Here is a 24,261-nt window from a genome sequence, read left to right as displayed (position 1 = left end):
ATAGACCGATGATGGATGATCTGGTCGTGGAGTGTCCCGAATGGCTTGACCCACACTCAGATCGACCCTTGTGTCTTTCCCCGGAACTGTCGACCGCTTGGGAACACTGCACGTCAAGGTGACCGCCTTACCGATACATGTGACCCAAGAAGGGCCTGACGTCACGTCACTTTACTGTCTTGTCCAGGTGTCCGGTTGGAGCGGTTCAGTTCGAGCCCGGTGAACCGGAGATACCAGCCATGCACAACGTCAAAGTCAGCAGTGTTTCGAGACCGGTCGTAGGCGGCGTAGATACCCATAAAGATCTTCACGTCGCCGCAGTCGTAGATGAACAGGATCGTATTTTGGCCAGTGAGAGCTTTGCGACTACGCGTCAGGGCTACAAGCAAATGCTGACGTGGATGCGCTCGTTTGGTGAGCTGGCGCGAGTGGGCATCGAGTGCACCGGTACGTACGGGGCAGGCCTATTACGCTACTTGGAACAGGCTGAAGTCACCGTTCTTGAAGTTACTGCGCCTGATAAAAGTGATAGGCGCAAGCGGGGCAAAGATGACACCCTTGATGCTGGAAATGCCGCACATGCTGCCTTCGCAGGTATTCGTACAGTTACCCCCAAAAAACGAGACGGCATGGTCGAATCGTTACGCGTGCTCAAAGTGTGTCGTAAGACTGCCATGCAGGCCAGGCGCATTACCTTGCAACTGATCCAGAACACCATCGTTAGCGCGCCGGATGATCTGCGTGAGTCACTACGCACGTTGACTCGCATGCAATTGATTAGAACGCTGGCAGCATGGCGTCCAGATCTATCAAGCTATCGTCAAGTTACATCCGCCTACCGGATAGCCCTGAAGTCACTGGGGCGGCGTTATCTCGAACTGCATGACGAGATAGCGGACTTGGATGTGATGATTGCAGCCTTGGTTAATGATCTTGCCCCAGAGTTGGTTTCCCGAAATGCCATTGGCCACGAGACCGCTGCTCAGCTTCTACTGACGGCTGGTGAAAACAGCGATCGTTTCCGCTCAGAGTCCAGCTTCGCGGCCTTATGCGGGGTTAGCCCAGTCCAAGCCTCTTCAGGGAAGGTCACCCGACATCGTCTGAATCGAGGTGGTGATCGTGCCGCGAACAGTGCGCTGCATATCATCGCTATTGGCAGGCTTCGGACAGACGCCCGAACCCAGGCTTATGTCAGTCGACGCCTCGCAGAGGGACATTCGAAGCTGGAAGCTATCCGCTGCCTAAAGCGCTACATCGCACGGGAGGTATACGGCATCATCCAGAGGCGAAATAGCATCATCAACCAAAGCGCAGTATCCACTTGACACTTAGAAGAGCGTCCGTGGCAGTCAGTACGTCTCAATCCGCTATACCGAACGCCTGGCAGAGGCCGGCATCGAACCCTCGGTTGGGAGCAAAGGCGATAGTTATGACACTCAGTTCCAATGCCCTTGGCCGAGACCATCAACGGTCTGTACAAGGCCGAGTTGATTTACCGACAGTCATGGAAGAACCGTGAGACTGTTGAGATGGCGACCTTGAAATGGGGGCACTGGTACAACCAGCAGCGGTTGCTGAGCTCAATCGGCTATATCCCGCCTGCGGAGGCTGAGGCAAACCTCTACCAGCAACAAGCAGGTCAGGCCATGGCGGCCTGACTTAAACGAAATGGCCTCCACAAAAAACGGTGCGATTCAGATCTGTTCGGGGTGGCAGGTAACTGCCATTCCTACCGCGCCCCTTCTTCCGTTGCCCTAAGCGCTGTACAGCGCTCGGATAAAAAGACCTTGCGGGGAACGAGTCGTGGTGCTGATATTCAGTGCTATTTTCCAGGGTTCGCTGGCCGGGCGGATCAAAGAAAAGACTGTCCTCCCATGTAAGGTTGGAGTGCCTTGGGTATCTTGACCTGTCCGGAAGCTGTTTGATGGTTTTCCAGCAGGGCTGCGAATATGCGCGGTGTGGCGAGCGCCGTGTTGTTCAGGGTATGCACGAGCTTGATATCCTTGCTGTCGTCGGCCCGGTATCGGGTCTGGGTCCGACGGGCTTGCCAGTCGTGCAGTGTGGAGCAACTGTGGGTTTCCCGGTAGGTATCCAGTGACGGAACCCAGGTTTCGATATCATTCATCTTGACTTTGCCAAGTCCCATGTCGCCCGTGCAGCAGTTGATGACCTGGTAGGGCAGTTCGAGGGCGTGAAGTATTTTCTCGGCGATACCGAGCAGGCGGTTATGCCAGTAGGTGGATTCCTGTTCGTCATTTCGGCAGATAACGAACTGCTCGACCTTGGTGAAATGATGAACCCTTAACAATCCACGAACATCGCGCCCACTGCTGCCCGCTTCGCGTCGAAAGCATTGCGATACACCGGCATAGAGGATGGGCAAGTCGGCTTCCCTGAGGATTTGGTTGGCGTGCAACGAGTTGAGAATGACCTCTGAAGTCCCTACCAGATACAAGTCGTCGTTGGGCAGTGCATAGGCATCTTCCTTGCCAGCCGGAAAATGCCCTGTACCGACAAACGCGCTCTCCCTGGCGAAGGGCGGCACTGTGATCGGGGTAAATCCTTCGGCGCAGAGCACATCGAGGGCAAAGTTGATAAGGGCCAGTTCATATTTGACCAGATTGCCCTTGAGCGTGAAGGTTCGACTGCCGGAGATATGAGCGACGTCCCCCAGCTCTGCCCAGCCGTTCAGACGTAGCAGTTCCGTGTGATCGGCAGGTGTGAAGTCGAAGGCGGGTGGATGTCCCTCCCGCCGTTCCACGACGTTTTCGCTATCGTCGGTGCCTATGGGCGATGAGGTGGCAGGGATATTCGGAGTCAGTAACAGCAGAGTCTGCAACTGTCCCGACAGCTCCTTGAAGCGGAACTCCTCGCTAGCAAGTGCCACCGACAATTCATGGGACTGGCGACTCAAGGCCTCCCGCTCGTCCTGGCTCGCTTCGGCATAACTGGCGGCCAGTTGGTTACGTTGACGGCGGAGAGTTTCTACATGGGTGCGTAGCGTCTTGACTTGGCCGTCGAGCCCTAGGATTTCCTCAACATCAATGGAAACTCCTTTTTTCACGGCGGCGTCTTCTACCAGTTCGGCGTGCTCCCGTATGAATTTTATATCCAGCAAACTTTATCCTCCGTGAAATAAATCAGATTTCTCATGCGCTGTCGAAAAAACAGCTAAGCAGAGCAGGACGCAATAAATTGAAAGGTGGCGCAAATAGTTCAATATATACTGCAGGAATGAAGGCAATAAGTTTTGCCTTGCCAGCGAGTCTAAGCCAAATGTGCCTGGTTATCGATCACTATGATGTAGAAGTTGTGGATCGAAAAGTTATTAGCTTACAACCTACTGATATGAATGCTATCTATTCAAAATGGTGATAAGCATGTAACCGTTTGGCTTTCAAACAAAGGCATTGACGCGCCGAGTCCAGCTTGGCGATGAGGGCGCATCGCCAAGCAGGCGCGCCTGATACTTGTTCCATACTATCTCCCAGACATGCAGAGCTGTCTTCCAGACAGTGGCGGCGTCCTCTGCAGTCCATGTTAGCTCCGTGCGAAATCTTGACTTTATGTCGGCCACGGTATCTGCAATCCACTTGCCGTCAGCACCAAATCGCTCTTCCAGACACCCTGCGGCACCCTCTTTCCAATGTATATAGAGATTGGTTCTGATATCGCTGTTGATCTCTTCCGGCCGCAGGGCGAGTGTAAGACTGTCTTTCATTGCCTCCTCTGCATAGCGCAGAGACTCTTCCACCAATAGTTCGGGATAGGTGGCCCAGTCTAAGCACCACGGCAAATGATCTAAGATGTTCTTATAGCGGCTCAATGCCTCGTGTATAGCCTGAAACCAATCAGCATCAGGTCTGGCTTCGCGCGCTAGCTCTTCGAGAAATGTTTCGTCACCAGAGAGAATGCGCACATGGTTAAGCCACAGTTGACCAATCGTTGGCGGCAGTGACCAAGGAGCCGAGTCACCGGTTTTGCGCTCCATGACTTTGCTGGTGAGAGTGATTGCATTGGAAAAATCCAACTCACGATATGACACAGTATAAGGATGGCAGTCGACACAGAAATTGATGTGTTCTTGCCTCAGCGCGCGGCGAATCGATTGAAACTGCTCGGCGAGTACAAGCCGAAAGGCTGGACCGGCACCTTCTTCGACAAGAAAGTAGATGTTGATATTGGGGTTGACAGGGTCTTGTTTACCGAAGACATAGCTGCCTGTGGCAAAGGCCACCAGGCAGGCAGAAGTTGTGGCAGCTTTCCGCAGAGGAGTGATGATTAACTCTTCGATTGCAGTATTGAGTGCTTGCGCATGTACGACATGGGGGATTTTGCTTTCCATCGAAAAGGCCTTCGTTTTCTGGTTGATATAAGGAGTCAGTGCCGCGTTGCAAGGGTTTGCCAGATGAACTTTGCTCTTGCTCGCCATAACCTCAATCGAGCGTCCATGCGGTTGGCACCAAGATGTTCATTGATCGAGTCTGTTACACGTACACCGGTCGGACACACCGGTTCGCATTTTCTGCACTGAAGGCAGCTTTCCAGAAAGGGCCGGGCAGTGTGCGGGTCAATATTCCTGGTTGCTTCCAGCAACATCAGTTGAACACGTCCGCGTGGGCTTTCACTTTCGGCTCCCGAGATCTTGAATGTCGGGCAGGCGGTCAAGCACAACCCACAGCGACTACATGCCGCCAAGTGGTCCGAGTAAGGCACGTCAGATAGCATGTGCTATTTCCTCTATATGGGAAGTTATAGCGGGAAGATCATCTTCGATTGGCGTCATTGCGCCGCCGATGCCAAGCAGGCCCGATCGGTATAAGGCAATGAAATCCGCATCTCCTGCAATACCGCCGACATCACGCAGGGGTGCGATCCTCCAGTGTATGGGGGGCTCGGTCAGGGACTTCGGCAAGACGATGGTCTGCTCCCAGGGAGAGAGTGAAAATCTTGCGACGTGATAGCGTTCCCCAAAGCTCTTCACAATCGCGTCTACTGTCGTTGCAAGCCCTTCTACGAGCCAACGTACACGACACACTTTATTTGTGCGAAGAATATGCAGGGCCGATACGCACGCAGAAGATTGCGACAGTTCAGATATCTTTGATTGGGCGTCCTTCATGTCGTTTGCGAGCAACTCGCAGAGTACCGAGCGCTCATCTCTTGGTGTCAGCTTCAGCACTACCGTCTGCAGCGTACCCAGTCGCTCTCTGGAACCAAAGAGCAGCTTTCTGATATCAAGCCCCGATACGTCTTTGGCATAGACGGAACCGAACTCGTAGCATGTCCCTTTTGGACTCTTTAATACCCCTCCCAGTAATAGGTCGCGCGCAGGGCCGAAGCGATCTTCACGCAAACCGGGTGCGCCACTTGAAACGATTTTGCCTATCGCTTCATTTTCAGAAGTACCGAGCGGCTCGTAGGCGAACTGGTAGGGGGTGTTGGCAAGATCTGCCCTAACTTCGACCAGTGTGGTCACAGCAGGAAATACAGCATAACCGTCAATCAACTGAAGGCCGGGTGTGCGAAGTTTGCTTCTTGGTGTGTATCTACCTGCCTCGACCTGGTTCGGTAGCAATTTATCCGCCCCCAACGACTGGTCTGATTGAAAGGCCGCTATGATTCCTCGTTGCAATTGCTGTGCGCCGAGGTCGAAAAAACGCGAGATGAGGTGTTTTTTCTCCAGGCCGATACCGTGCTCCCCAGACAATACGCCCTCCAGCGCTTCGACATGTGCAAGTACGTTATCTCGGAAGGCCTCCAAGCGTTGCTCTATGCCATGGCTGCGCGGGTCGAAAAATGCGGTCGGATGGATGTTTCCATCTCCGGCGTGGAAGGTATTCGCCACGACAAAGTTGAATCGTTCGGCCTCTATCTTCACAGCAGCAAAAATTTCAGGCAGCCTGGAACGGCATACGACGGCATCGAAAAGAAAATACGCGGGTAGCCGCAGTTTCTGGGTGATGCCTATCCAGCGCTCCTGTGTTACTGAAAAACGCTGTTTCATCAGGTCGTTTTTGTTCTGCATTGAAACTGCACAAGGGTGATGGCTGAGCACATCTTTCAAGCGCTGGCTGCGTTTCTCGACGGATGCCTGATCACCTTCAATCTCAATGTAGAGAATCGCATCGTTCTTGAATGGGAACTCGGCCGCTTGTGGATGAATGACATTCGCAGTCATATCAAGCGCGATGGGTTGCAATCCTTCGGAAAATATATTTGCTAACACAGAAAACGCTTGCTCGGATCGATCAAACCGGGCGTAGATCGTTCGTATCGCTTCAGCCTTTGGTATCAACCGCAGCTTTACCGAGGTCACGATAACTGTGGTTCCTTCGGAGCCCACAACGACGCCACGAAGATCTAGTCCGTTGGACAGGGCCGCGGAGTTGCCCAGGTAGAAGATTTCACCGGTAGCACTGATGCACTCCAGTTCGAGCACGTAATTGGACGTGACTCCATGACCAAGGCAATGTGGGCCTCCGGCGTTGGTTGCAACATTTCCACCTATCGTGGAAATGGCATGGCTGGACGGATCGACCGGGTAGCGCAGGTTATGGCGCGCGATAGTGCGCTGGATATCCGCAGTGATCACCCCCGCTTCAGCAACCACCCAGCGCTCTTCGACATTGACTTCACGGATACGACTCAACCGGGTCGTGAGAATAAGCACTTCGCCATTGATGGGTACGCTGCCTCCGGCATAACCGGTGCCGCGCCCTCGGACGACGAAGCGTAATCCTGATTTGGCCAATACGCGGACTACTTTTGCGGTTTCGTGGGTCGTTGCAGGGGCGACCACCAGTTTTGGAATTGCGCGTTTGAAGTATGCATCGAACCCATAGGTCGCACGACGCCCAAGGTCGGTATAGACATTTTCGCTGCCCACCGCTCGGCGTAGTTCGGCAACCCAGGTTTGCAGATCACTGTCGGACAGGTGCGTATATTCGTTCATGCGGGCTCGCTCCCGTAGCTTGATTAAAAATGGAGCGGCAGAGACGTTAGGAATCGTTCACAGCGAAGAACATCGGCAACGGGAGTGAACTCATCGGGGGAGTGTGCGTGCGCCAGATTACCGGCACCTAGTACGATTGACGGAACACCGCAGGCGGTGAAGTAGCGCGCATCGGATCCGCCGAAAAACACCTGCGGCAACAGCGGTTCCGAAAATGCCTGCTGCCAGGTCTCTTCGATGGTTCCCAGGAGTCCTGGGTCCGCCAGACTGTTCGGATTACACCCGCCGCCACTTGCGGCATTCAACGTGATTGAAACCGAGAGCTCGGTTTCGGTCTCTTTTGCTACCTGTTGCCAAAGTGCGATATAGGCCGCTCTTTCCTCGCCAGGTGGGACCCTGATATCAGCGACAAACCGGCAGGTGCCTGCAACAGTCCCTGCGTGTCCGCCACCTTCAAATATCCGGACCCCGACGGCAGGATGGAAAGGGGCCTCCTGCGCTCGTGCTTGTGCACTTACCCGCGTCTTCATCCGTGCAATCAAGTTCAATGCAGCAGCTATCGCATCGTGACCCAGCCAGGGCATCCCTCCATGCGCCTGTTGGCCAAGGACGCTCACCTCCATCCAGACACTACCGAATTGCTGGACCGACACGCGGCCGTTAGTGGGTTCGGCGACCACCGCAAGGTCAGCCTTGAGCAGGCCCTGCTGGGCGAGAAATTCGGCGCCCTGGCCGCTGCCGTTTTCCTCATCGGCGACGCCTTGCCATTCAATACTCGGCAGTGTGGTGTCCCACGTTTTGGCGAGGGTGATCAGGGCCGCCAGTTGGGCGGCAGCACCACCTTTTGTATCGCAGGCGCCCAGGCCGTAGATCCGGTCACCGACACGGGTGGCTTTAAACGGAGGGTAGGACCAGTACCCGCTTGTTGCCCCCTCGTGATGAGCCGGCTTGGTATCCAAGTGGGCCTGGTAAATCAGCTTGCGCCCTTGGCGTCCTTGCAAGCGCGCAATGATGTTAGGACGGTCGCGATGCTGGCCGATTATTTGAACGTCGATACCTTGGGCGCTCAGGAGATGTTTGCAATAGTCAACGATTTGAATCTCGTTGGCGCCGGGATTCTCACTATTGATGGCTATTAGGTTTTCCAGGATTTCGATAGCTGATAGGTTATCCATGACCACTCCGTTTTATAAAAAATCTTATCGTTAAGCACCGGACGGTCGCCGGGCACGCATTGGCGAATGTCCGTGGGAAACGCTGTAGATGAAGGAAGTGATCAGCCGTGGCCTAGAGTTGAATGCATCACCTCATTTGCAAAACTTTCCAGACTGGCACTATCGAAACAGCGAGGGGACCCGATAATGTCGATGCTGTCGCCTTCTTTGGTGGATTTGATTGCCAGTTGCACATCGCCGAACAATGTGAACCTGTCGATTGGAAGATGTCGAAAGACGCTCGGAAACTCGCGATTTTCAGAAACAATGTTGACGGTGAATGCCAAGCGTCCGCCTTGACGCTGCAGTGCGCCATCATCGATGTGAGGCACCTGGCGGTAGCGGGCAGCATTCCTTATTTGATGAACCAGCCTGAGCTTTTCGCCGTGCGTAGCGCACAGCCATTGGTCATGCACATTGAATAACAATGTGTTTGAAAAGAAACCGGGTTGCTCCTTCAATGCTAATGGCCGTCCGTTGATCGGCGAAAATATTTGATAGATGGGTAAGGGGGCGATTCGTTGAATGGCCTGGCAGAGTGCAAAGCAATATCCAGCAACAGGGCTTTCCTCCATTATCGAATTGGCCAGCAGGTCCTTGCGCTGAACGATGCGCGTCGTGACCAGTACGCCTGGTCTGTCAGCAAAACGTTGGGGCAACTGTTGTGGCTGAACCGGATGCTCGTTGAGTACATCGCGAAAATAACGGTCATGCTCATGTGCCAGCGAATACTGGGAAAACTGTTGTCGCTGATATTTGGCGTATTCCCCAAGCCATCTCCAGCTGCGGTTGGAGGGTGCGCTTGGGACGCCGTTCAATATAGCGCCTAGAGTCCGGAAGAAAGGGGGCCAAGAATAGTAGTCCCATCCGATGTGCTGGACGGAGATGCACAGCGCATAGTGCTCCCCCAGAGACGCGATTGCTGCCCGCCACAGTGGCGTGGAGTCGAGGGCGAAGGGTGATCTGGCGAACTGGAGAAAGACGGGGAGGATGCTTTCCTCCGTAAAGGTGCCTTCGATATGCTCAACCTTGACGAAGTGCGGTTCATGGATGCGCTGGATGAACGTGCCCGCCATGGCGTGAAACGAGGCCCACACCGAGGGTATCGTGCCGAAGCACTGGTTGACGGCGTTGCTGATTTTTACCGGGTCCTGGCTGTCGAGAATGACCACGCATCTGAACATATTTTGATCTGTGCGTAGCGGTGCAGCATGGTATTTTTTGAATCTGTTCTCTTGCGAGAATGTGAGAGGGTAGTGGGTCATATTCTTCTCGCAATTATCCCAAGCCCATGAGCTTTATGATCTTTCGAGCGGTTTCGTCTTTTGTTAACGCTATGCCTGTGTCATTCGTGGCCAGCAGTTGGCAGCTTGCGAATAATGAGCGTGTGTTAATGAACGTATGCGCTCGTTGTAAATGACTTAACTCAGACACTATCAGTACGAGATGTGGAATTGGGAGAGGGGTGAAGTCGCGGGAGTTAGAGATCAAAGAACGCACGAAATGGAACTGCCAGTCGGGGGTCTCTCGTGCCAAGCCCAATATTGGGGTGCCGGTTCGTTCTGCCTGCGCGATCAAGTAATTGGCTTTGTCCAATGTGGAATGCAAAGACCAGAATGAATGATCTTCAAGCAGGGAGTACTCGGCGCCCAGATGGCAGATGCTTTGCGAGAAAAAGTTCCAGTAGGTCAGGTCGGGATGGTGCTCCGAGGGATCGATCTTGAACAGTGGCGCGTTCTTCAAGTCATATGTTGGATTGATCGCTATCACCTGCAACGAGCCGCTTGCCGCTGGTTGAATATGACCTCCTGCGGCGAGCGCCATATCTGCGCCTGATCTGAAACCCACGAGCACGACGTTTTTGCCTTCATGCTCGGTGTGCAAATGTTCTGCCACGTAGGTAGCGATGTCGGCCAATCCCATGGGTACGCCCTCATAGAGTGCATCCACCCTCGGTGAGACAACGCCAATGGTCAGGCTGCGTCGCAGATGCAGTATCAATTCTCCGTAACATCCAAGCGTGCCTGTGGCGAGCGGAAGAAAGAGTACGACGGTAGGCTCGGAGCCTTTGCGCAGGTATTTGAACGTCAGGTGCTGTAGGGCCATCTGTGAGCTCAACCGTCAAGGTGAAGTAAGGTAAGCAGCCTGCTCAGTAAGTCACTTACTGTCTTGATGCCATCCAGATCCTTGGCTCTGAATTGCACCTCGAATAGTGTTTCCAGTTGAACGGTGATTTCTACCAAGTCCAAGCTGTCGATACCCAGATCGTCCTTCAGGTGGCTGTCATGGCGAATGTCCTGTATGGCTGTCGGCGTGCTTCGGCTTAACTCGGAAAGCAGGGCTGACATGACATCTTCATTCTTCAAGAGTGCATCCTCTGTTCGGTGTTCCTGCCCACTGATGTGGGCTAGTGCTATAAATGGGCTGCGTACTTTCATAGGAGCCAAGTTCCTGCTCAATCTCCTCGCGCTCGCCCCTGAGTCGCGAGGAAACAAGCATGCCGCGAACTCGAATAAGCAATAGTTCGCCTGTCATGTGCAGGAAAGTTTTCAAGGATTTGGTAACCGTCCAAGGAGCCCGGGTATCCGTCCAAGTGATTTTCTTTTGAACCAGCTCAATACCAAGCTGGTGTGCTAAGAAAATTAATTCAGCATCGAATGCGTAGCCGTTTACGGAACTCAAGCCAAACAAACGAAGTGCGAAACTTCGCTCGATGAGTTTGAAAGGGCATTGGCTGTCGGCAATATTGCTTTGGATGATGAGCTGAAAAATTTTGCGAAACCACGTGCTGGTCATACGCCTTGCAGGATTTGATGTAACAGTATCTGATGCTGGTGAGCGTGTGCGTTGTCCTATTATCATGGGCGGGGGAGTGGTAGTTAGCTCACCGTGCAACGAATCTACAAGATCTGTCAGTCCGATGGGTAGGTCGATATCGGAATAAAATATATATCGTCCTTTTGCTTTGCTAACGCCTCTGCGAATACTATAGCCTTTTCCCTGGCATCGACGGTTGTGGATTATACGAAGTTGCGGATATCTATCCTCGAAACCAGTTAGGTCGGACGAATTGCCACCATCATTGACGATTATGATCTCTATCGAAATGGTTTCACTTATATTGCTGATGCGTCGAAGGGTATTTTTTATTATATTCCTGGGTTCGTGAAGTCGTGGAAGAATAATACTGAGTTGGTAATGCCCGCTGTCATTCAACGAGCCTGCCTGTCCTGTGGGCGTAACGTAAGAGTTCATCCGTTTCCTCCGAGAAGTTTATGGCCTAGCGCAGTCAGTTGGGGAAGTACATTCGATAGTCGCGGCGCTGGCATCAGTGCGCCGCTAAATGATCGTGGTGCACTATTTTGAGCGAACGAGTGTAGCCTTTCAGTTCTGAATTTATGATCAAGCCTCGCCCAGGGTTGCATGGTGATATATTGAGCAAGACGCGGCATCGAAGAGCAATTTGCCGTGTTTCCATGGGGCAGCAGGCTGTTGAATATCAGCAGGTCGCCCGCCTGCATATCGACAGTTCTTATGTCAAATCCTGTGATATCGGGAAAGCGGCTGTCATAGCCAGGAGGATAGTGCTCCAGCCAACTTTCGATACGTTTATGGAAGCCAGGTACGCATTGAAATCCGCCTCCATCAAGTGGCGTATCAGATAATGCGAGGACTCCCTGATAGGCGAGTGGCAATGGACGTATCGATACGTCTATGTCCCAATGAATGAAACCGTCATAGACCCACTCTGCCGTGACCGGGACATTGAAGTTGACGCGATCAATGCTGACGGCCAAGTCTGCGTCGGACCAGATATCCCGAAATGCTTGGAATACCGCTGGGTGTGTCCGGCAATCCCAGAGAGACTGATGGTGATACCATGGAATCATTCCACGCTGGTCTACGCCGCAGAGCTCGCGCAGAGACGCGTCGTACCAGGTTCTTGGTTGTGCGGGATCCATACCTAAATAGTCCCAAGTTGCCTGGATTGCACGTTCGATATAAGAAGCGGGTACCAGACTCTTTAAAACGATATATCCCCTGTCTTGCAGGTGAGAACGTTCGTGTGTTGAAAGGCGGCCGAATCTTCGAGTGTTATCCATTTTATCTTCGCTATACCGAGTCAGATGTATCGATGGTGCTACAAGTCAATCCAAGTTCTGGATTCGCTTGATCTAATCAAGGCGTCCGCAGTTTCTATTCCCCAGCAGGCGTGTTCTAAAGACATTCGCTCAGACGCTCGGTCAGACTTGATACAGTCCACAAAATGCGCCAGCTCACGAACCAAGGCACCGCTGCGCTGGCCATTGATGGTGGGCCAGAAGAACAGATCGGGCCAAATGGATTCGCGGCTGTTTTCAATGCTAACGGTAGGCTGAGAGTGGACCACCAAGGTTTGCTCCTCTAAGAAAAACTGACTTTCGAAGGTGAATCCGGCGGGTGTGCTCTTGTGCAGTAGCCAATTGTTCTGCAAGGTCGCTTGAGTACCGTCATTCCATTCCAGCAGACCGATGGCGCAAATGATCCTGTGTTGTTCTCGGCTGCGAGCAACTGAACCGAATACTCGGTCAGGGCGTCGCCCTTTTGCCCAGATCGCTAGGTCGATATCGTGTATGCAGGCACCGAAAAATGGATGAACCCTGCCGTAGACTTCAAGTGCTGATTGCTGGAAGTTTCTCTGAAAGCTCATATAGCGAAGCGTGTTTTTATCGAACTGCTGATCGTCGAGCAAGTGCACGTAGCGGTCATCCCAGCGCAAGATATTTCCAATGAATAAGTGCAGGCCATTGGCTTGTGATTGCTGGGTTAACTCCACCGCCTCGGCCGGGTTTGTAGTAAAAGGTTTTTCGACGACTACGTGGCATCCGGCTATCAGCGCGACACGTACTATGGCCGCATGACTGGCTTCAGGGGTGGTAACTACCACTATGTCACAATACACTTCCTGAAGAGCGACGGCAATGTCAGAAAACCTCGGGATATTGTATATTAACGTTTCGCGTGAGTGCTTCGAGTTACGATGAAAGTTATCTTGATAATGTTGTGCGGCGGGGCGGAATGCGTCTGGTGAAGAGTCGCAAAGAGCAACAATTTCAATGTCTTCGATCGCCATCCAGGCATCGACATGCAATCGGCCAAACCAGCCAAACCCAACAATACACACCTTAAGGGTCGAGGCATCCTGCAGTTGTCTAATCATCCTTTCACCTTTTACCTCTCGACAAGGAACCATCAACGAGATGGTGGGTTGTGGCGCAGATAGCGGAGAGTTAAGTAAGCTTCTTGTCAGTCATCAGCTGATTGCCAAAACTTTGATAGGTGGGTCAATGTAGTGTGTGGCTGAACGATCGAAAAATAACATTTTGTTATTAGATTATAGTTTGCTTTTGCAAGATTGCAGCTGTTATTACTGTTGCATTATTTCTTGGTGGAGGCGTTCAGTGGGTGTTGCAGTATGCTGTTTTTTATGGCTCTATCTTGTTTTTTAATAACGGTGTATTACTGATGTCATCCATGGATGGAAAGGCTAAATCATGGGCGGCGGCATTGCGCAGGCTTAGACCACGCATGCGTCCCATCTTTACCCAAGAGCGTGTAACGGAATCTGCGGCGCTATTTATCGAAAGTTTGTTGAGTGCCAATACACGAAAAACAGGCTGGGCTCGCGCAAAGTTATCGGGCGATCCCGGTCCTTGGCGTCAGCAGGCGATTCTTGGTCGGGCTCATTGGCATGCGGATGTGCTTCTTGATCTAGTTCGTGAATATGTGCTTGAACATTTTTCTGATCCGGCTGCTGTTCTGGTATTGAAGGAGACCCACTTTCCAAAACAGGGACATTCTTCTTGCGGTGTTGCTGGGCAGTTCGTTTATTTATACAAGAAGTCCATAAACTGTCAGGTAGGCTTGTTCATGGCCTACGCTTCTCGCAATGGTCTTGCTTTTCTGGATCGTACGCTTTATTTGCCCCATGATTGGATAGACAGTCCCGATCGGCGCGCTGCTGCCCACATACCTGAAAGTATTGGCTTTGCCAGCAAGTCCAAGTTGGCTGTGGATATGCTCAGTCGTGCTTTGGATGGGGAAGTTGCTTTCTCTTGGATCACCTCTTCTCACGAATATGCAAGTGAAGAGCTGGAACTCCTGTTGATCGAAAAAGGGAAACGCTTTGTGCTGCCGATGGATTCCTCCCGTGCCGTGTTGAAAGAAGTTGCGCAGAGGTGCGCGGGTTCAACTCTGTCCGTATACCCTGCCGAAAATGGCGTCGACTGGTCTTGGGTTTCGCTAGTTGAAGATCAGGATCTCGCTCATTCCGATGAGGTGCAGTGGGGAAGCGGGGTGCTCGTCCGGCGGGCCGGTGATAACGATGAATCTACTTTTTTTTCTACGTGGGCGCCCCTGGAGACCCCGATTGAAACCTTCATCTCGATCCTGGCCCAGCAGCAGCGTGTTGACGCTGCATTCGAGGCGGCCAAGACCACGATCGGCCTGGATCACAATGAGTCGCGCTCCTGGCATGGTTGGTATCGGCATGTAACGCTCGCCATGCTTGCATATGCCGTGATGGCTGTAGAGTGTGACCCTGTATAGATCGCAATCAGAAGGACAATAGTGGCTAGTTGGATGGGACCCAGGTAGAGGTGTTTGTACTGGCTGTCCGAGAGAGCTGTGAGTTGCCAGATCCGTTGGAGGAGGTACTTCCGGTGTGGTGTGGCTAACACCGGAAAAAGCCTTCGGGGCAGGAAGGCCTATCAACAGGTTGGGGTTTGGAATGATGGCGGCGTAGGTGTTTGAGCATGATCTGCTGAAGGGCAGCCTTTTCCTTTTACCGTGCCCCTTTGCTGCGGACCAGTGATAACGCGATATGACAGGTGTCGTATTGGCGGTTTTGCCTCATGACTCTGCAAGCGTGGACATTTCTATTTAGATTTACGACGACTCTGTAGATTAACCATTGGGGCCAAGCTTGAACGGGTAGCCAGTACTCTTATGCTGGCTACCGGCCTCTGTTTTAAGCTATGCCAATTCGCCATTGTGCCGGTGGTGGCGTGCCATTGACGGCGAAGTCGCCCACGATCCGGTCTTTGTAGATGCGTGGGTTGTGGGAGGAGAGGGTGCGTGCGTTACGCCAGAATCTGTCCAGCCCCAGGGGACGCAAGGTTGCCGAGGCGCCCAAGGCGTCGAACAAGGTGGTTGTTGCGTTGAGTATCAGGTCCATCACGATGCTCTGTGATTGCGCCACTTCCAATTCGGCGACGGAGATGGCGCGTTCCGTCAATTCCTGCGGGCCAGCCAGGCTGTCGAAGGCACGCTGTACCGCCTCGGCATTTTTCAGCACGATGACGCCGCTGGTGTAGGCGGCTGCGCGCAGGCGACCGACCACCTGGAGTATCTGCGGGTCCTGAGCGGCGCGCGGGGCGTTGCCGTTGCTGTAGGTACGGGTGCGGCTGGCGACGGCGCTGGCCACTTCGCCGCTCAGGGCGCGGCCGATACCGGCCAGGGTGGCCAAGTGCACCAATTGGTAGAAGGCTGGCGCGTAGAGGAAGCGGCCGTTGCGGCTGACATCGACGGACTCTACGTGCACGTTGTGGAAATGCGCGGTGCCGCTGGCGGTCAGGGTCTGGCCGAAGCCGTTCCAGTCGTCCACTACGTCCACGCCCTGGGCGTCGCGCGCCACTGTGGCACTGATGGTCTCACCCTCGTTATCGGTGGCACCGACATCGATCCATTCCGAATACAGCGAGCCGGTGGTGTAGAACTTGCTGCCGTCGAGAACCCACTGTTCACCTTCCTGGTACAGGCGGGTGCCGAACGTGCCTTGGCTTGCTTCGCCGGTTTCGCTCCAGGCCGGGCCGACCAGTTGACCTTGGCCTAGGCGCGGTAGCCAGCGTTCGCGCCGCGCCGCGTCGTCGCTGCCGAGAATGCCTTCGACGAAGCCCAGATGACCGCGAATCGCCTGGACCAGGTTGGAGTCGGCTTCGCCCAGCTCGATCAGCAGATTGAACAGCTGGGGCAGGCTGGCTTCGCTGCCGCCATAGGCTTTGGGCACGCGCAAGGCCGTGAAGCCGCTGTCTTTTAGCCATTGCAACTGTTCCACTGGCAATTGGCGCTTCAGTTCGCGCTGGATCGCACCTTCGCGAATACGGACGAACAGCGGGCGAAATCGCTCGGCCAGGGTTTCGTAGTCAGCGTCGGGGCCGGCGCCCCAGGCTGCGTCGATCTGGGTCATGGAACAAACTCCTTGGTGGTTCAGGTAAGGGGGGGAATGGGCATGGCGGCACCGCCATGCTGGTGCAGCTCATTGGCCCGTGACGACGCCACCAGGCGTCGGGAATAGTCGTGACGGGGATGGAACAGCACCTGGTCGGCGTCGCCCTGTTCGACGATGGCGCCGTCTTTCATCACGATGACTTCCTGGCTCATGTGGTGCACCACATCCAGGTCGTGGGAGATGAACAGGTAGCTGACGTTCAGTTCGCGCTGGATCTCCAGCAACAGGTCGAGAATCTGCGCCTGGATGGAAACATCCAGCGCTGAAACGGCCTCGTCGCAGATCACCAGTGACGGTGAGTGGGCCAAGGCCCTGGCGATGGCGACGCGCTGACGCTGGCCACCGGACAGTCGGGCCGGGCTGCGGCTGGCGATGCTGCGCGCCAGTCCGACCGCGTCGAGCAGCATGTTCAGCGTATCGTTGAGACCTGCCGGCTTGCGGCTCGCCCCGAGTGACAAAGCGTCCTCGATGATCTGGCCCACGGACCAGCGCGGATCGAACGAGCTCAGCGGGTCTTGGAAGATCACTCCCAGGTGCGGCCGCAACGGGCGTCGATGGACTTCCTTCAGGCCATTGCCCACCCAGGGTTTGCCGTCCAGTTCGACCTGGCCGGAATCCGCCTCGAGCAAGCCGAGAATGATGTTGGCGACCGAGCTTTTACCCGAACCCGATTCGCCGACGATGCCCAGGGTGGCACCCACGGCCACTTGGAACGACACGTCGTTCACCGCCAACCGGCTGGGATGGTGTCGATGATGAAAAGACTTGGACAGGTTGCTGACATTCAGGCGTGGCCCAGTGCTCAGTGCGGGCCGCCGGGAGACGGTCGCCAAGGCATGGCTCGTCGTCAAGGGCGACGGGCTCAAGCGCTGGCCCTTGCGCTGCGGGTCCGGTATGGCGGCCAGCAATTGGCGGGTATAGGCGGACTGCGGCTGTTCCAGCACCTGCGAAGCGACCCCGTTTTCGACGATCTGGCCCTGGTGCATGACGGCGATCTGGTCCGCGACCTTCGCCACCGCAGCCAGATCGTGGCTGATCAGCAGGATGGCCGTGCCACGCTGCTTGAGGGTCAGCAGCAGGTCGAGAATCTGCTGCTGGACACTGGCGTCCAGCGCAGTGGTGGGTTCGTCGGCGATGAGCAGGGTCGGGTTGAGGACGATTGCCGAGGCAATCAGCGCGCGCTGGCGCAAGCCGCCAGAGAGTTGGGGCGAGCGCAGGTCGATGCGCTGCTCGGGATCGGCGATGCCGACTCGGGCCAGGGTGTCCAGCACCTGTTGGCGCCGCTGACCGGCCGTCAGCCCGCGCCGATGCAGGCGTAGCGGATCACCGACTTCATCGCCGATGGTGCGCAACGGGTCTAGCGAAACCAGCGCGTCCTGCAGGACGAGGCCGACGCGCTCGCCACGTAGTGCTCGCCAGTGGCGTGCGGATAGGCTCAGCAGGTCGTCGTTTTCCAGGCTCAGGCGGTCGGCGCTGACCCGGGCGTTGTCGTCCAGCAGGCCGACCAGGCTCTTGGCGATCACCGATTTGCCTGAGCCGGACTCGCCGACCAGGGCCAGGCACTGGCCGGGTTGTATGGCGAAGTCGACACCGTGGACGACCTCGCGTCCGTTGAAGGCTATCCGCAGGTTATGGGCTGCGACCAGCGATGAGGGGGTTGCAGCGGTCATGGCTGACGACTCCGTGCTTCGAGAGAGCGGCCCAGGGCTGTGGCGGCAATGGCTGTGGCGGCGATCAGGAGGCCGGGAAACAGGGTCAGCCACCAGGCGGAGTAGATGAAATTCTTGCCGCTGGACAGCATCAGCCCCCACTCCGAGGCGGGCGGTGCGGCGCCCATGCCCAGGTAACCGAGAGCGGCGCCCCAGATGATCGACTGGCCGATACCGACGGTGAACAGAGCGAGCAGCGGCCACATCACGTTGGGAACCAGGTGGCGGCGAAAAATGAAGTTTGGCGACCGACCTAACGCGACGGCGGCCTTGATGTAATCAGCATTTTTCTGCACCAGGACCTGGGTGCGGATGATTCGGGCGAAACCGGGAAAGATCGACAGGCCGACCGCACAAGCGGTGGTATAGGTGCCGCTGCCGGCCACGGTGATGAACAGCAGTGCGAGGACGATGGATGGAAAGGCGAACATGATCTCGACGAAGCGGGTCACACCCCAGTCGAGCGAGCGACCGCCAAGGCCGCCCAGGAAGCCGAACAGCATGCCCAGTGTCAGTCCGATGGTGGTTGCCAGCAGGCCGATTGCCAGGGTGTCTCGCGCGCCGTAAAGAATGCGGCTTAGCACATCCCGGCCGTTCTCATCGGTACCGAACAGGTGACGCCAGCTCGGTGCCTGGAGAATGGCCGACGTGTCCATCTGTGTCGGCAAGAAAGGCGCCAGCAAACCGGGAAACAGGGCTACCAGGCCCAGCAGAGCGAGCACGGCGCCGCAGAAGATCGACAGCCATGGTGTCGCGCGCAGGGGCTGTTCCGATTCGACGGGATAGGTCAGGGAGAAGGTCATGAACGATAGGCTCCTGTTCAGCGCTCGGTTGCGATGCGTGGATCAACCCAATGCAGCAATGCTTCGGCGATCAGATTGGCTATCACGTAAAGCAGGGCGGCGACGGTGACTACGGCAGCTACCAGTTGAATGTCCCTGCCGTCCACGCCGAGGATCAGCACGCGGCCTAGGCCCGGGCGACTGAACACGCTTTCCACCACCACGGCGCCGCTGATCAGGGCACCGAAGAACGCGGCCGAGGCGCTGATAGCCGGTGCGATAGCATGGCGCAGGCTATGCCTCAGCAGTACGCCCAACTCGCTCTCGCCGCGTGCCCTGGCGCTCAGTGCGAAAGGCGACTGCAGGGCGTCGGCCAGTGCACCACGCAGGATCTGCGCGAGGTAGCCGGCACAAGGCAAGGCGAGGGTCAGCACCGGCATGACCAGACCTGTAAGACTGTTCTTGTCGCTGACGGCAGGCAGCAGGCGCAGTTGTACTGCGAACAGCATGATCAGCAGCGAGCCGAGCCAGAAATGCGGCAGCGAGGCACAGAAGGTCTCGATGACCGAGCCGGCTCGTGCCGCTGTTCTGCCTCCACGCGCGGATGCGAGGACGAACACGAGTGCCAGCACCCAGGCCGTCAATAACGCCAGGGTTGCCAGCAACAGGGTGGGCGGGACATAGCGTTGCAGGATGCTGGCGATATCGTCACGCATGATGTACGAGAAGCCGAAATCACCCTGGGCAAAGCCCGTGAGCATACCGATGTACTGTTCGGCGAGCGGTCGGTTCAGGCCGTATTGCTCACGGATTTGCTGCAGCACCGCCTCTGGCACATCAATGCCGCTACCGCCGCCAGCGATCAGCCGGGCAGGGTCGCCGGGCAGCACGCGCAAGGCGGTGAAGGTGATGCTCACTACACCCAGCATCACCAGCACGGCGCTGGACAGGTGAGTGGCGAGCGTGCGCAGCAGTGATCCCCTTCGAGGCTTGACAATGGACGTGGCTGGCGGGGCGACATCACTGGTTTCATTGCCCATGGACTATCGCTCCGGGGTCAGCCAGACGTCGTACAGCGCCACGTAGTTGGACGCCGGCCACAAGCGCAGCCCGTGTACTTGAGGCTTGTAGGCGAGACGCGTCTGCTGGTCGGCGATGGGTAGCAGTACACCGAGCTCGCCGATGCGTGCCTGGACTTGCTCGTACAGCACCTTGCGTTGTTGTGGGTCGGCGGTGCGGGTGGCCTGCTCCAGTAGCGTGTCCAGGGTGGCGTCGAGCACCGGGGTCGGGGACTTGTGCGAACCATCGGCATTGGCCACGCCGCTCTCGGAGTGGAACATGGCGCGCTGGATATCCGGCGAGTTCTTGCTGTAGCTCATGCGCACCACGCCGTAGTTCCAGGCATAGGCACTGGTCAGGGTGGTGGCACCGTCGAGCTGCTGGATATCGAGCTTGAAGCCGATCTTTTTCAGTGACTCCTGGGCCTGTTGCACGGTGGACACGAGGGCCGGAATCTCGCTGGCGGCCAGCTTGAATACCGTCCCGAGGCGCTTGCCGTCACGGAGGCGATAACCCTCGGGATCGCGTTCGCTCCAGCCTGCTTCGTCGAGCAGAGCGTTGGCCTTGACCAAGTCGAAGCGGTAGTAGTCGGGCGAGTCGAGGTGATAGGTGGTGGTCGAGCTGATGGGTGAGTGCAACGGCTGGTACTGGCCGAAGAATGCGGTCTTCAGGGCTGTATCAATGTCGATGGCCTGGATGAATGCCTTGCGCACGCGCACGTCGTCGAATGGCGCCTGGGTGCTGTTGAGGAAAAACACATCGGCGATGCCTTTGCGCGCAGCGGTGATCAGCGTGATCGTCGGATCGCCCTGGAAGGTCGCGGTGTTTTCCACGTTGGCGCCTTCGATGGCATCCACCGCGCCGGACTGCAGGGCGGCGAGGCGCGCGGCGTTGTCGGTGATGAAACGGTACTCGATCTTGTCCAGATACGCGGGCCCCTGATGCGCGACGATGGGTGGACCCTGGGTGAAATGTTCGTTGCGCACGAAGGTCACGCCGGACTGCTGATCGAATGCCGCCACCTTGAACGGGCCGGTGCCAGACGGGGTGCTGCAGTTCTGCTTCTGGCCCTGCGCCAGGGCCTTGGGTGATTGCATGGGCACGATTGGATCGGCCAGCGCTTCAAGTGTGCCGCTGTCGGGTTCGAGTAGGGTGATGGCGACGGTATGCGCCTCGACCACGCTGGCGGAAGCGACGCGCAGTAGCGAGGTGCGCGTCCACGAGGTGCTGTGCAGGATGTAGTCGATGTTGGCTTTGACCGCCGCGGCATCGAAGGGCGTGCCATCGGAAAAGACCTTGTCCTCGCGCAGTTTGAAGACATAGGTTAGGCCATCGTCGGAAACCTGCCAGGAGCTGGCCAGCCACGGGTGGATCTGCCCGGCCTCATCTTGGAATACCAGGTTTTCGAAGTACTGCTGGGCAATCGCGCCGGCAGCGCGGTCGGCGTATTGCACTGTATCCAGGCACTTGACCACCTCGGAGATGGCAAAGCGCAAGGTGCCGCCTTCGACCGGCTCGCTGGAGGTGGTTTTGGGTGCTTCGGAAGGCGAGCAGCCGGCCAGGCAGGCCGAGACGATCAGTAACGCAAAGGCTTTATTGGGCATGGACATTCCATCGATTGCACGAGGCAGGATTCGGGGTTACTTGGCAGCACGCAGGCTCAGGTCGACGCCGCTGAACCATTGACGAAAGGCGACCTGGCCGTTGAGTTCATAGTCGCCAATTGCCTTGAGGCGGAAGCCGATCGGGTTGTGGCTGGACAGGGTGCGCGCGTTGCGCCAGAAGCGATCCCAGTTGCGCTCGGCATCCAGCGCCGAGGCGCCGCCGATATCGAACAGCCGAGTGGCTGCTTCGAGCACGGTGCTGACCACGGTGTGCTGGGCGCGGAACACGTCCTGTTCCAGGTCGTCTATCCGCGGTATATCGGGCTCGGGCTGGGCGATCAGCCCCAGCAGCGTATCCAGGCGCCAGGCGATGTCCCGGACGATCACCGCGCTGGTATAGGCGGCGCTGCTGAGCTCACCGATCACGCTCTGGATGATCGCATCGTCCTTGGGCAGCGCCCGCGAACCCTGGCTGAAGTAGCGCTTGCGCTCACGAACGTAGGCTACGGCGGCCTCATGGGCCGAATGAGCAATGCCTGCCAGGCCGATCAGATGGAAGTGCTGAGCCAGGGAGGTTCCGTAAGGGGCCAGTCCTTCGAAGGACGGAACGCTGTCGGCCTCGTTGATCGCGACCTTTTCGAAGCGGGTGGTGCCGCTTGCAGTCAAGCGCTGTCCGAAACCGCTCCAGTCATCCTCGGTGATCAGACCCGGGGTAGCCTTGGCCACTGCCAGCAGAACGAGCTGGTCGTTCTCGCCTTCGGCCAGCGTGGCCACCCAATCCGCATACAGCGAGCCGGTGGAGTAATACTTTTCGCCCGTCAGCCACAAACCCTCGTCATCACGCTGTACCTTGGTGGCGAAGTGCTCGCTGTTGGTGCTGTTGCGCTCGGTATGTGCGCCGCCGACGATCGCGCCATTGACTATGCGTTTGAGCCAGAGATCACGTGTGGGTGAGGGTTTGGCGAACAGCAGTGATTCGACGAAGATGAAATGTGCGCGCAGGATTTGCGGATAGTTGGAGTCGGCCGCGGCCAGGGCCAGCAGGTGTTCGCTCAGCTCAGCCACGGTAAGCCCGCCGCCGCCCAGGGCGGAGGGCACACGTAGGGCGCCGAAGCCGAGTTCGGCGAGTTCTCTGACCTCTTCGTGAGGCAACTCACGATGCCTGTCGCTGCTGGCCGCCTTGGCTTTGATACGGGCGAACAGCTCGGCGAAGCGGGAGGTGTTGTCGAGCGCATGTGACATGGGGTGGCTCCTTGCTGATTTAGGCCGTGCCGATTAGCGGATGGACAGGGTGCGACCGTGGTGTTCGGGGGCGAGTCGGGGGCCTTGGCCGAATAGCTTTTCGCGCAGGGTGCCGGGGCGATACTGGCGTTGGGCCAGGCCGCGTTTCTGCAGGATCGGTACGACGTGGTCGACCCATTCGTCCCACCAGCCGAGGGTGGTGATCGGGATGACGTTAAAGCCATCGACCCCGGCGTTCGCCCAGCGCTGCACCAGGTCGGCGATCTGTTCGGGGGTGCCAGCGAACCTGCCAGGCAGCAGGGCATGATCGAGCAGATAGTCGCCCCAGGTGATGGCTTTGCCATTGCCGTAATCGGCATCGACCGCAGCGCGGAAAGACGAGCGCACATGGTTACCCAGACCGGCACGGTCCTTGAGCTCGTTCAAGGGCGTATCCGGGTCGACCTGCGCCAGATCGATACCGGTTCCACCGCTATGAAAGGCCTGTAGGGCCGCGATATCGATGTTGTCGAGCAGATGACGTTGCTTGCGCTTGGCTTCTTCCTCGGTTGAGCCGATGACGGTGGAAAGCAGGACGATTTTCTTTAGCGCCGAGGTGTCGCGGCCGATCGCGCGCAGTTCCTTATTGAGAATGTCGATATCACGACGCGCAGTCTCCGGCGTCTGCGACGGGATGAAGGTCACTTCTGCATTGCGTACGGCGAAGTTGCGACCGGCGGCGGAGTTGCCTGCCTGAAACAGCAATGGCGTACGTTGTGGCGATGGTTCGACGATGTGCGGGCCTTCGACGCGATAACGCTTACCGACATGATTGATCTTGTGGATCTTGTCGGCATCGAAGAAACGATTGGTCGCCGGGTCATGCAGCACGGCACCATCTTCCCAGGAGTGCTCCCAGAGCTTATAGGCCACATCGATGTATTCCTGTGCCCACTCGTAGCGGTCATCGTGAGCCGTGATGCTGTCGTAGCCGTAGTTGCGAAAACCGTTACTCAGGTACGAGGTGACGATGTTCCAGCCGATGCGTCCATTGGTGAAATGATCCAGCGACGAGAGCTGCCGGGCAAAGCTGAATGGATGGCTCTGGATGATGTTGCTGGTAACTGCTATCCCCAAGTGTTCGGTGGCGTGGCCCAGGGCTGACACTATCGATACCGGGTCTGGCTCTGGAAACTGGGAGCCTACGCGAATGGTGGTTTGGCCGTCGCCGAATTCCAGATCATAGACACCCACGACATCGGCGATGAAGAGTGTGTCGAACAGGCCACGCTCCAGGGTCTTGACCACGTTGATATAGGGTTCCAGCTTGCTGTAGCCGTACTGCACCTGGCCTTCGGCAGTACGCCAGTAGCCGTGGCTGTGGTGGTTGGGGGTCAGGTGCAGAAAACCGTTGTAGATGAGTTCGCGGGACATGGTTTACCTCGTGG

20 protein-coding genes and 1 pseudogene are annotated in these 24,261 nt (G+C 56.5%); 3 read left to right on the top strand and 18 right to left on the bottom strand.

From position 1 onward, the window contains the following. The first annotated feature begins 239 nt into the window (after positions 1-239). Both ACSZPK_RS26240 and ACSZPK_RS26235 read left to right on the top strand, forming a co-directional pair. Entirely contained in the window at positions 240-1,325 is a 1,086-nt protein-coding gene (locus ACSZPK_RS26240) for an IS110 family transposase (protein ID WP_437884564.1), read from the top strand. A gap of 10 nt (positions 1,326-1,335) precedes the next feature. Continuing rightward, positions 1,336-1,658, top strand: a pseudogene (locus ACSZPK_RS26235) (integrase core domain-containing protein); the annotation flags it as partial. A gap of 194 nt (positions 1,659-1,852) precedes the next feature. On the opposite strand, the gene serS reads toward ACSZPK_RS26235, so the two are convergent. The 11 genes from serS to ACSZPK_RS26180 all read right to left on the bottom strand — a co-directional run bounded on the left by serS (position 1,853) and on the right by ACSZPK_RS26180 (position 13,369). Beyond that, the gene (gene serS, locus ACSZPK_RS26230; protein ID WP_437884563.1) at positions 1,853-3,118 is read right to left on the bottom strand and encodes a serine--tRNA ligase; all 1,266 of its coding nucleotides are present in this window, start codon (positions 3,116-3,118) and stop codon (positions 1,853-1,855) included. Positions 3,119-3,397: 279 nt separating this feature from the next. Then, positions 3,398-4,432: a hypothetical protein gene (locus ACSZPK_RS26225; protein ID WP_437884562.1), complete on the bottom strand. Its 1,035-nt coding sequence runs from the start codon at positions 4,430-4,432 to the stop codon at positions 3,398-3,400. Next, positions 4,381-4,728 carry a 4Fe-4S dicluster domain-containing protein gene (locus ACSZPK_RS26220; protein WP_437884561.1) on the bottom strand — a complete coding sequence of 116 codons (348 nt, stop codon included), beginning with the start codon at positions 4,726-4,728 and terminating at the stop codon, positions 4,381-4,383. The genes ACSZPK_RS26225 and ACSZPK_RS26220 overlap by 52 nt, the downstream gene beginning before the upstream one ends. Further along, positions 4,718-6,955 (bottom strand): FAD-binding protein, encoded by a 2,238-nt coding sequence (locus ACSZPK_RS26215; RefSeq protein WP_437884560.1) that lies wholly within the window; start codon positions 6,953-6,955, stop codon positions 4,718-4,720. The genes ACSZPK_RS26220 and ACSZPK_RS26215 overlap by 11 nt, the downstream gene beginning before the upstream one ends. A 23-nt stretch (positions 6,956-6,978) precedes the next feature. Then, the gene (locus ACSZPK_RS26210; RefSeq protein WP_437884559.1) at positions 6,979-8,130 is read right to left on the bottom strand and encodes a M20 family metallopeptidase; all 1,152 of its coding nucleotides are present in this window, start codon (positions 8,128-8,130) and stop codon (positions 6,979-6,981) included. Positions 8,131-8,231: 101 nt separating this feature from the next. Next, the gene (locus tag ACSZPK_RS26205; protein WP_437884558.1) at positions 8,232-9,434 is read right to left on the bottom strand and encodes a condensation domain-containing protein; all 1,203 of its coding nucleotides are present in this window, start codon (positions 9,432-9,434) and stop codon (positions 8,232-8,234) included. 13 nt (positions 9,435-9,447) lie between these two features. Next, a complete protein-coding gene (locus ACSZPK_RS26200; RefSeq protein ID WP_437884557.1) occupies positions 9,448-10,275 on the bottom strand; it encodes a hypothetical protein in 828 nt (275 codons plus the stop codon). Between the two features lie 8 nt (positions 10,276-10,283). Then, complete coding sequence (locus ACSZPK_RS26195) at positions 10,284-10,535, bottom strand: acyl carrier protein (RefSeq protein WP_437884556.1); 252 nt, start codon at positions 10,533-10,535, stop codon at positions 10,284-10,286. Further along, positions 10,525-11,424: a glycosyltransferase gene (locus ACSZPK_RS26190; protein WP_437884555.1), complete on the bottom strand. Its 900-nt coding sequence runs from the start codon at positions 11,422-11,424 to the stop codon at positions 10,525-10,527. The genes ACSZPK_RS26195 and ACSZPK_RS26190 overlap by 11 nt, the downstream gene beginning before the upstream one ends. Then, on the bottom strand, positions 11,421-12,272 hold the full coding sequence (locus ACSZPK_RS26185; protein ID WP_437884554.1) for a phytanoyl-CoA dioxygenase family protein: 852 nt from the start codon (positions 12,270-12,272) through the stop codon (positions 11,421-11,423). Before ACSZPK_RS26185 ends, ACSZPK_RS26190 begins: the two co-directional genes overlap by 4 nt. A 38-nt stretch (positions 12,273-12,310) precedes the next feature. Further along, positions 12,311-13,369 (bottom strand): Gfo/Idh/MocA family protein, encoded by a 1,059-nt coding sequence (locus tag ACSZPK_RS26180; protein WP_437884553.1) that lies wholly within the window; start codon positions 13,367-13,369, stop codon positions 12,311-12,313. Between the two features lie 245 nt (positions 13,370-13,614). Here ACSZPK_RS26180 and ACSZPK_RS26175 point away from each other — a divergent pair, with 245 nt between their 5' ends. Then, a complete protein-coding gene (locus tag ACSZPK_RS26175; RefSeq protein WP_437884552.1) occupies positions 13,615-14,757 on the top strand; it encodes an IS701 family transposase in 1,143 nt (380 codons plus the stop codon). A 421-nt stretch (positions 14,758-15,178) separates the two neighbouring features. On the opposite strand, the gene ACSZPK_RS26170 is transcribed toward ACSZPK_RS26175, so the two are convergent. Genes ACSZPK_RS26170 through ACSZPK_RS26140 form a run of 7 tightly spaced genes read right to left on the bottom strand, consistent with a single transcriptional unit; the run spans position 15,179 to position 24,247 of the window. Further along, positions 15,179-16,396 (bottom strand): acyl-CoA dehydrogenase family protein, encoded by a 1,218-nt coding sequence (locus ACSZPK_RS26170; protein WP_437884551.1) that lies wholly within the window; start codon positions 16,394-16,396, stop codon positions 15,179-15,181. Positions 16,397-16,416: 20 nt separating this feature from the next. After that, complete coding sequence (locus ACSZPK_RS26165; protein ID WP_437884550.1) at positions 16,417-18,108, bottom strand: dipeptide ABC transporter ATP-binding protein; 1,692 nt, start codon at positions 18,106-18,108, stop codon at positions 16,417-16,419. Further along, complete coding sequence (locus ACSZPK_RS26160; protein ID WP_437884549.1) at positions 18,105-18,950, bottom strand: ABC transporter permease; 846 nt, start codon at positions 18,948-18,950, stop codon at positions 18,105-18,107. The genes ACSZPK_RS26165 and ACSZPK_RS26160 overlap by 4 nt, the downstream gene beginning before the upstream one ends. Positions 18,951-18,967: 17 nt before the next feature. Beyond that, positions 18,968-19,969, bottom strand: a complete 1,002-nt coding sequence (locus tag ACSZPK_RS26155; RefSeq protein WP_437884548.1) for an ABC transporter permease — start codon at positions 19,967-19,969, stop codon at positions 18,968-18,970. A 3-nt stretch (positions 19,970-19,972) separates the two neighbouring features. Then, entirely contained in the window at positions 19,973-21,592 is a 1,620-nt protein-coding gene (locus ACSZPK_RS26150) for an ABC transporter substrate-binding protein (protein ID WP_437884547.1), read from the bottom strand. Between the two features lie 36 nt (positions 21,593-21,628). Beyond that, the gene (locus ACSZPK_RS26145) at positions 21,629-22,834 is read right to left on the bottom strand and encodes an acyl-CoA dehydrogenase family protein (protein WP_437884546.1); all 1,206 of its coding nucleotides are present in this window, start codon (positions 22,832-22,834) and stop codon (positions 21,629-21,631) included. 33 nt (positions 22,835-22,867) lie between these two features. Further along, positions 22,868-24,247, bottom strand: a complete 1,380-nt coding sequence (locus ACSZPK_RS26140) for an NtaA/DmoA family FMN-dependent monooxygenase (protein ID WP_437884545.1) — start codon at positions 24,245-24,247, stop codon at positions 22,868-22,870. Positions 24,248-24,261 lie beyond the last annotated feature (14 nt).

The sequence above is a fragment of the Pseudomonas sp. LRF_L74 genome (assembly GCF_965644255.1).
Taxonomy (GTDB): domain Bacteria; phylum Pseudomonadota; class Gammaproteobacteria; order Pseudomonadales; family Pseudomonadaceae; genus Aquipseudomonas.
Note: the sequence above shows the minus strand (reverse complement) of the source record. Positions and strands in the feature narration are given on the sequence as shown.

Coding starts and splice junctions, on each gene's coding strand:
- ACSZPK_RS26240 (WP_437884564.1), top strand. CDS start 240: ATGCACAACGTCAAAGTCAGCAGTGTTTCGAGACCGGTCGTAGGCGGC.
- ACSZPK_RS26225 (WP_437884562.1), bottom strand. CDS start 4,432: ATGGCGAGCAAGAGCAAAGTTCATCTGGCAAACCCTTGCAACGCGGCA.
- ACSZPK_RS26220 (WP_437884561.1), bottom strand. CDS start 4,728: ATGCTATCTGACGTGCCTTACTCGGACCACTTGGCGGCATGTAGTCGC.
- ACSZPK_RS26215 (WP_437884560.1), bottom strand. CDS start 6,955: ATGAACGAATATACGCACCTGTCCGACAGTGATCTGCAAACCTGGGTT.
- ACSZPK_RS26210 (WP_437884559.1), bottom strand. CDS start 8,130: ATGGATAACCTATCAGCTATCGAAATCCTGGAAAACCTAATAGCCATC.
- ACSZPK_RS26205 (WP_437884558.1), bottom strand. CDS start 9,434: ATGACCCACTACCCTCTCACATTCTCGCAAGAGAACAGATTCAAAAAA.
- ACSZPK_RS26200 (WP_437884557.1), bottom strand. CDS start 10,275: ATGGCCCTACAGCACCTGACGTTCAAATACCTGCGCAAAGGCTCCGAG.
- ACSZPK_RS26190 (WP_437884555.1), bottom strand. CDS start 11,424: ATGAACTCTTACGTTACGCCCACAGGACAGGCAGGCTCGTTGAATGAC.
- ACSZPK_RS26185 (WP_437884554.1), bottom strand. CDS start 12,272: ATGGATAACACTCGAAGATTCGGCCGCCTTTCAACACACGAACGTTCT.
- ACSZPK_RS26180 (WP_437884553.1), bottom strand. CDS start 13,369: ATGATTAGACAACTGCAGGATGCCTCGACCCTTAAGGTGTGTATTGTT.
- ACSZPK_RS26170 (WP_437884551.1), bottom strand. CDS start 16,396: ATGACCCAGATCGACGCAGCCTGGGGCGCCGGCCCCGACGCTGACTAC.
- ACSZPK_RS26165 (WP_437884550.1), bottom strand. CDS start 18,108: ATGACCGCTGCAACCCCCTCATCGCTGGTCGCAGCCCATAACCTGCGG.
- ACSZPK_RS26160 (WP_437884549.1), bottom strand. CDS start 18,950: ATGACCTTCTCCCTGACCTATCCCGTCGAATCGGAACAGCCCCTGCGC.
- ACSZPK_RS26155 (WP_437884548.1), bottom strand. CDS start 19,969: ATGGGCAATGAAACCAGTGATGTCGCCCCGCCAGCCACGTCCATTGTC.
- ACSZPK_RS26150 (WP_437884547.1), bottom strand. CDS start 21,592: ATGCCCAATAAAGCCTTTGCGTTACTGATCGTCTCGGCCTGCCTGGCC.
- ACSZPK_RS26145 (WP_437884546.1), bottom strand. CDS start 22,834: ATGTCACATGCGCTCGACAACACCTCCCGCTTCGCCGAGCTGTTCGCC.
- ACSZPK_RS26140 (WP_437884545.1), bottom strand. CDS start 24,247: ATGTCCCGCGAACTCATCTACAACGGTTTTCTGCACCTGACCCCCAAC.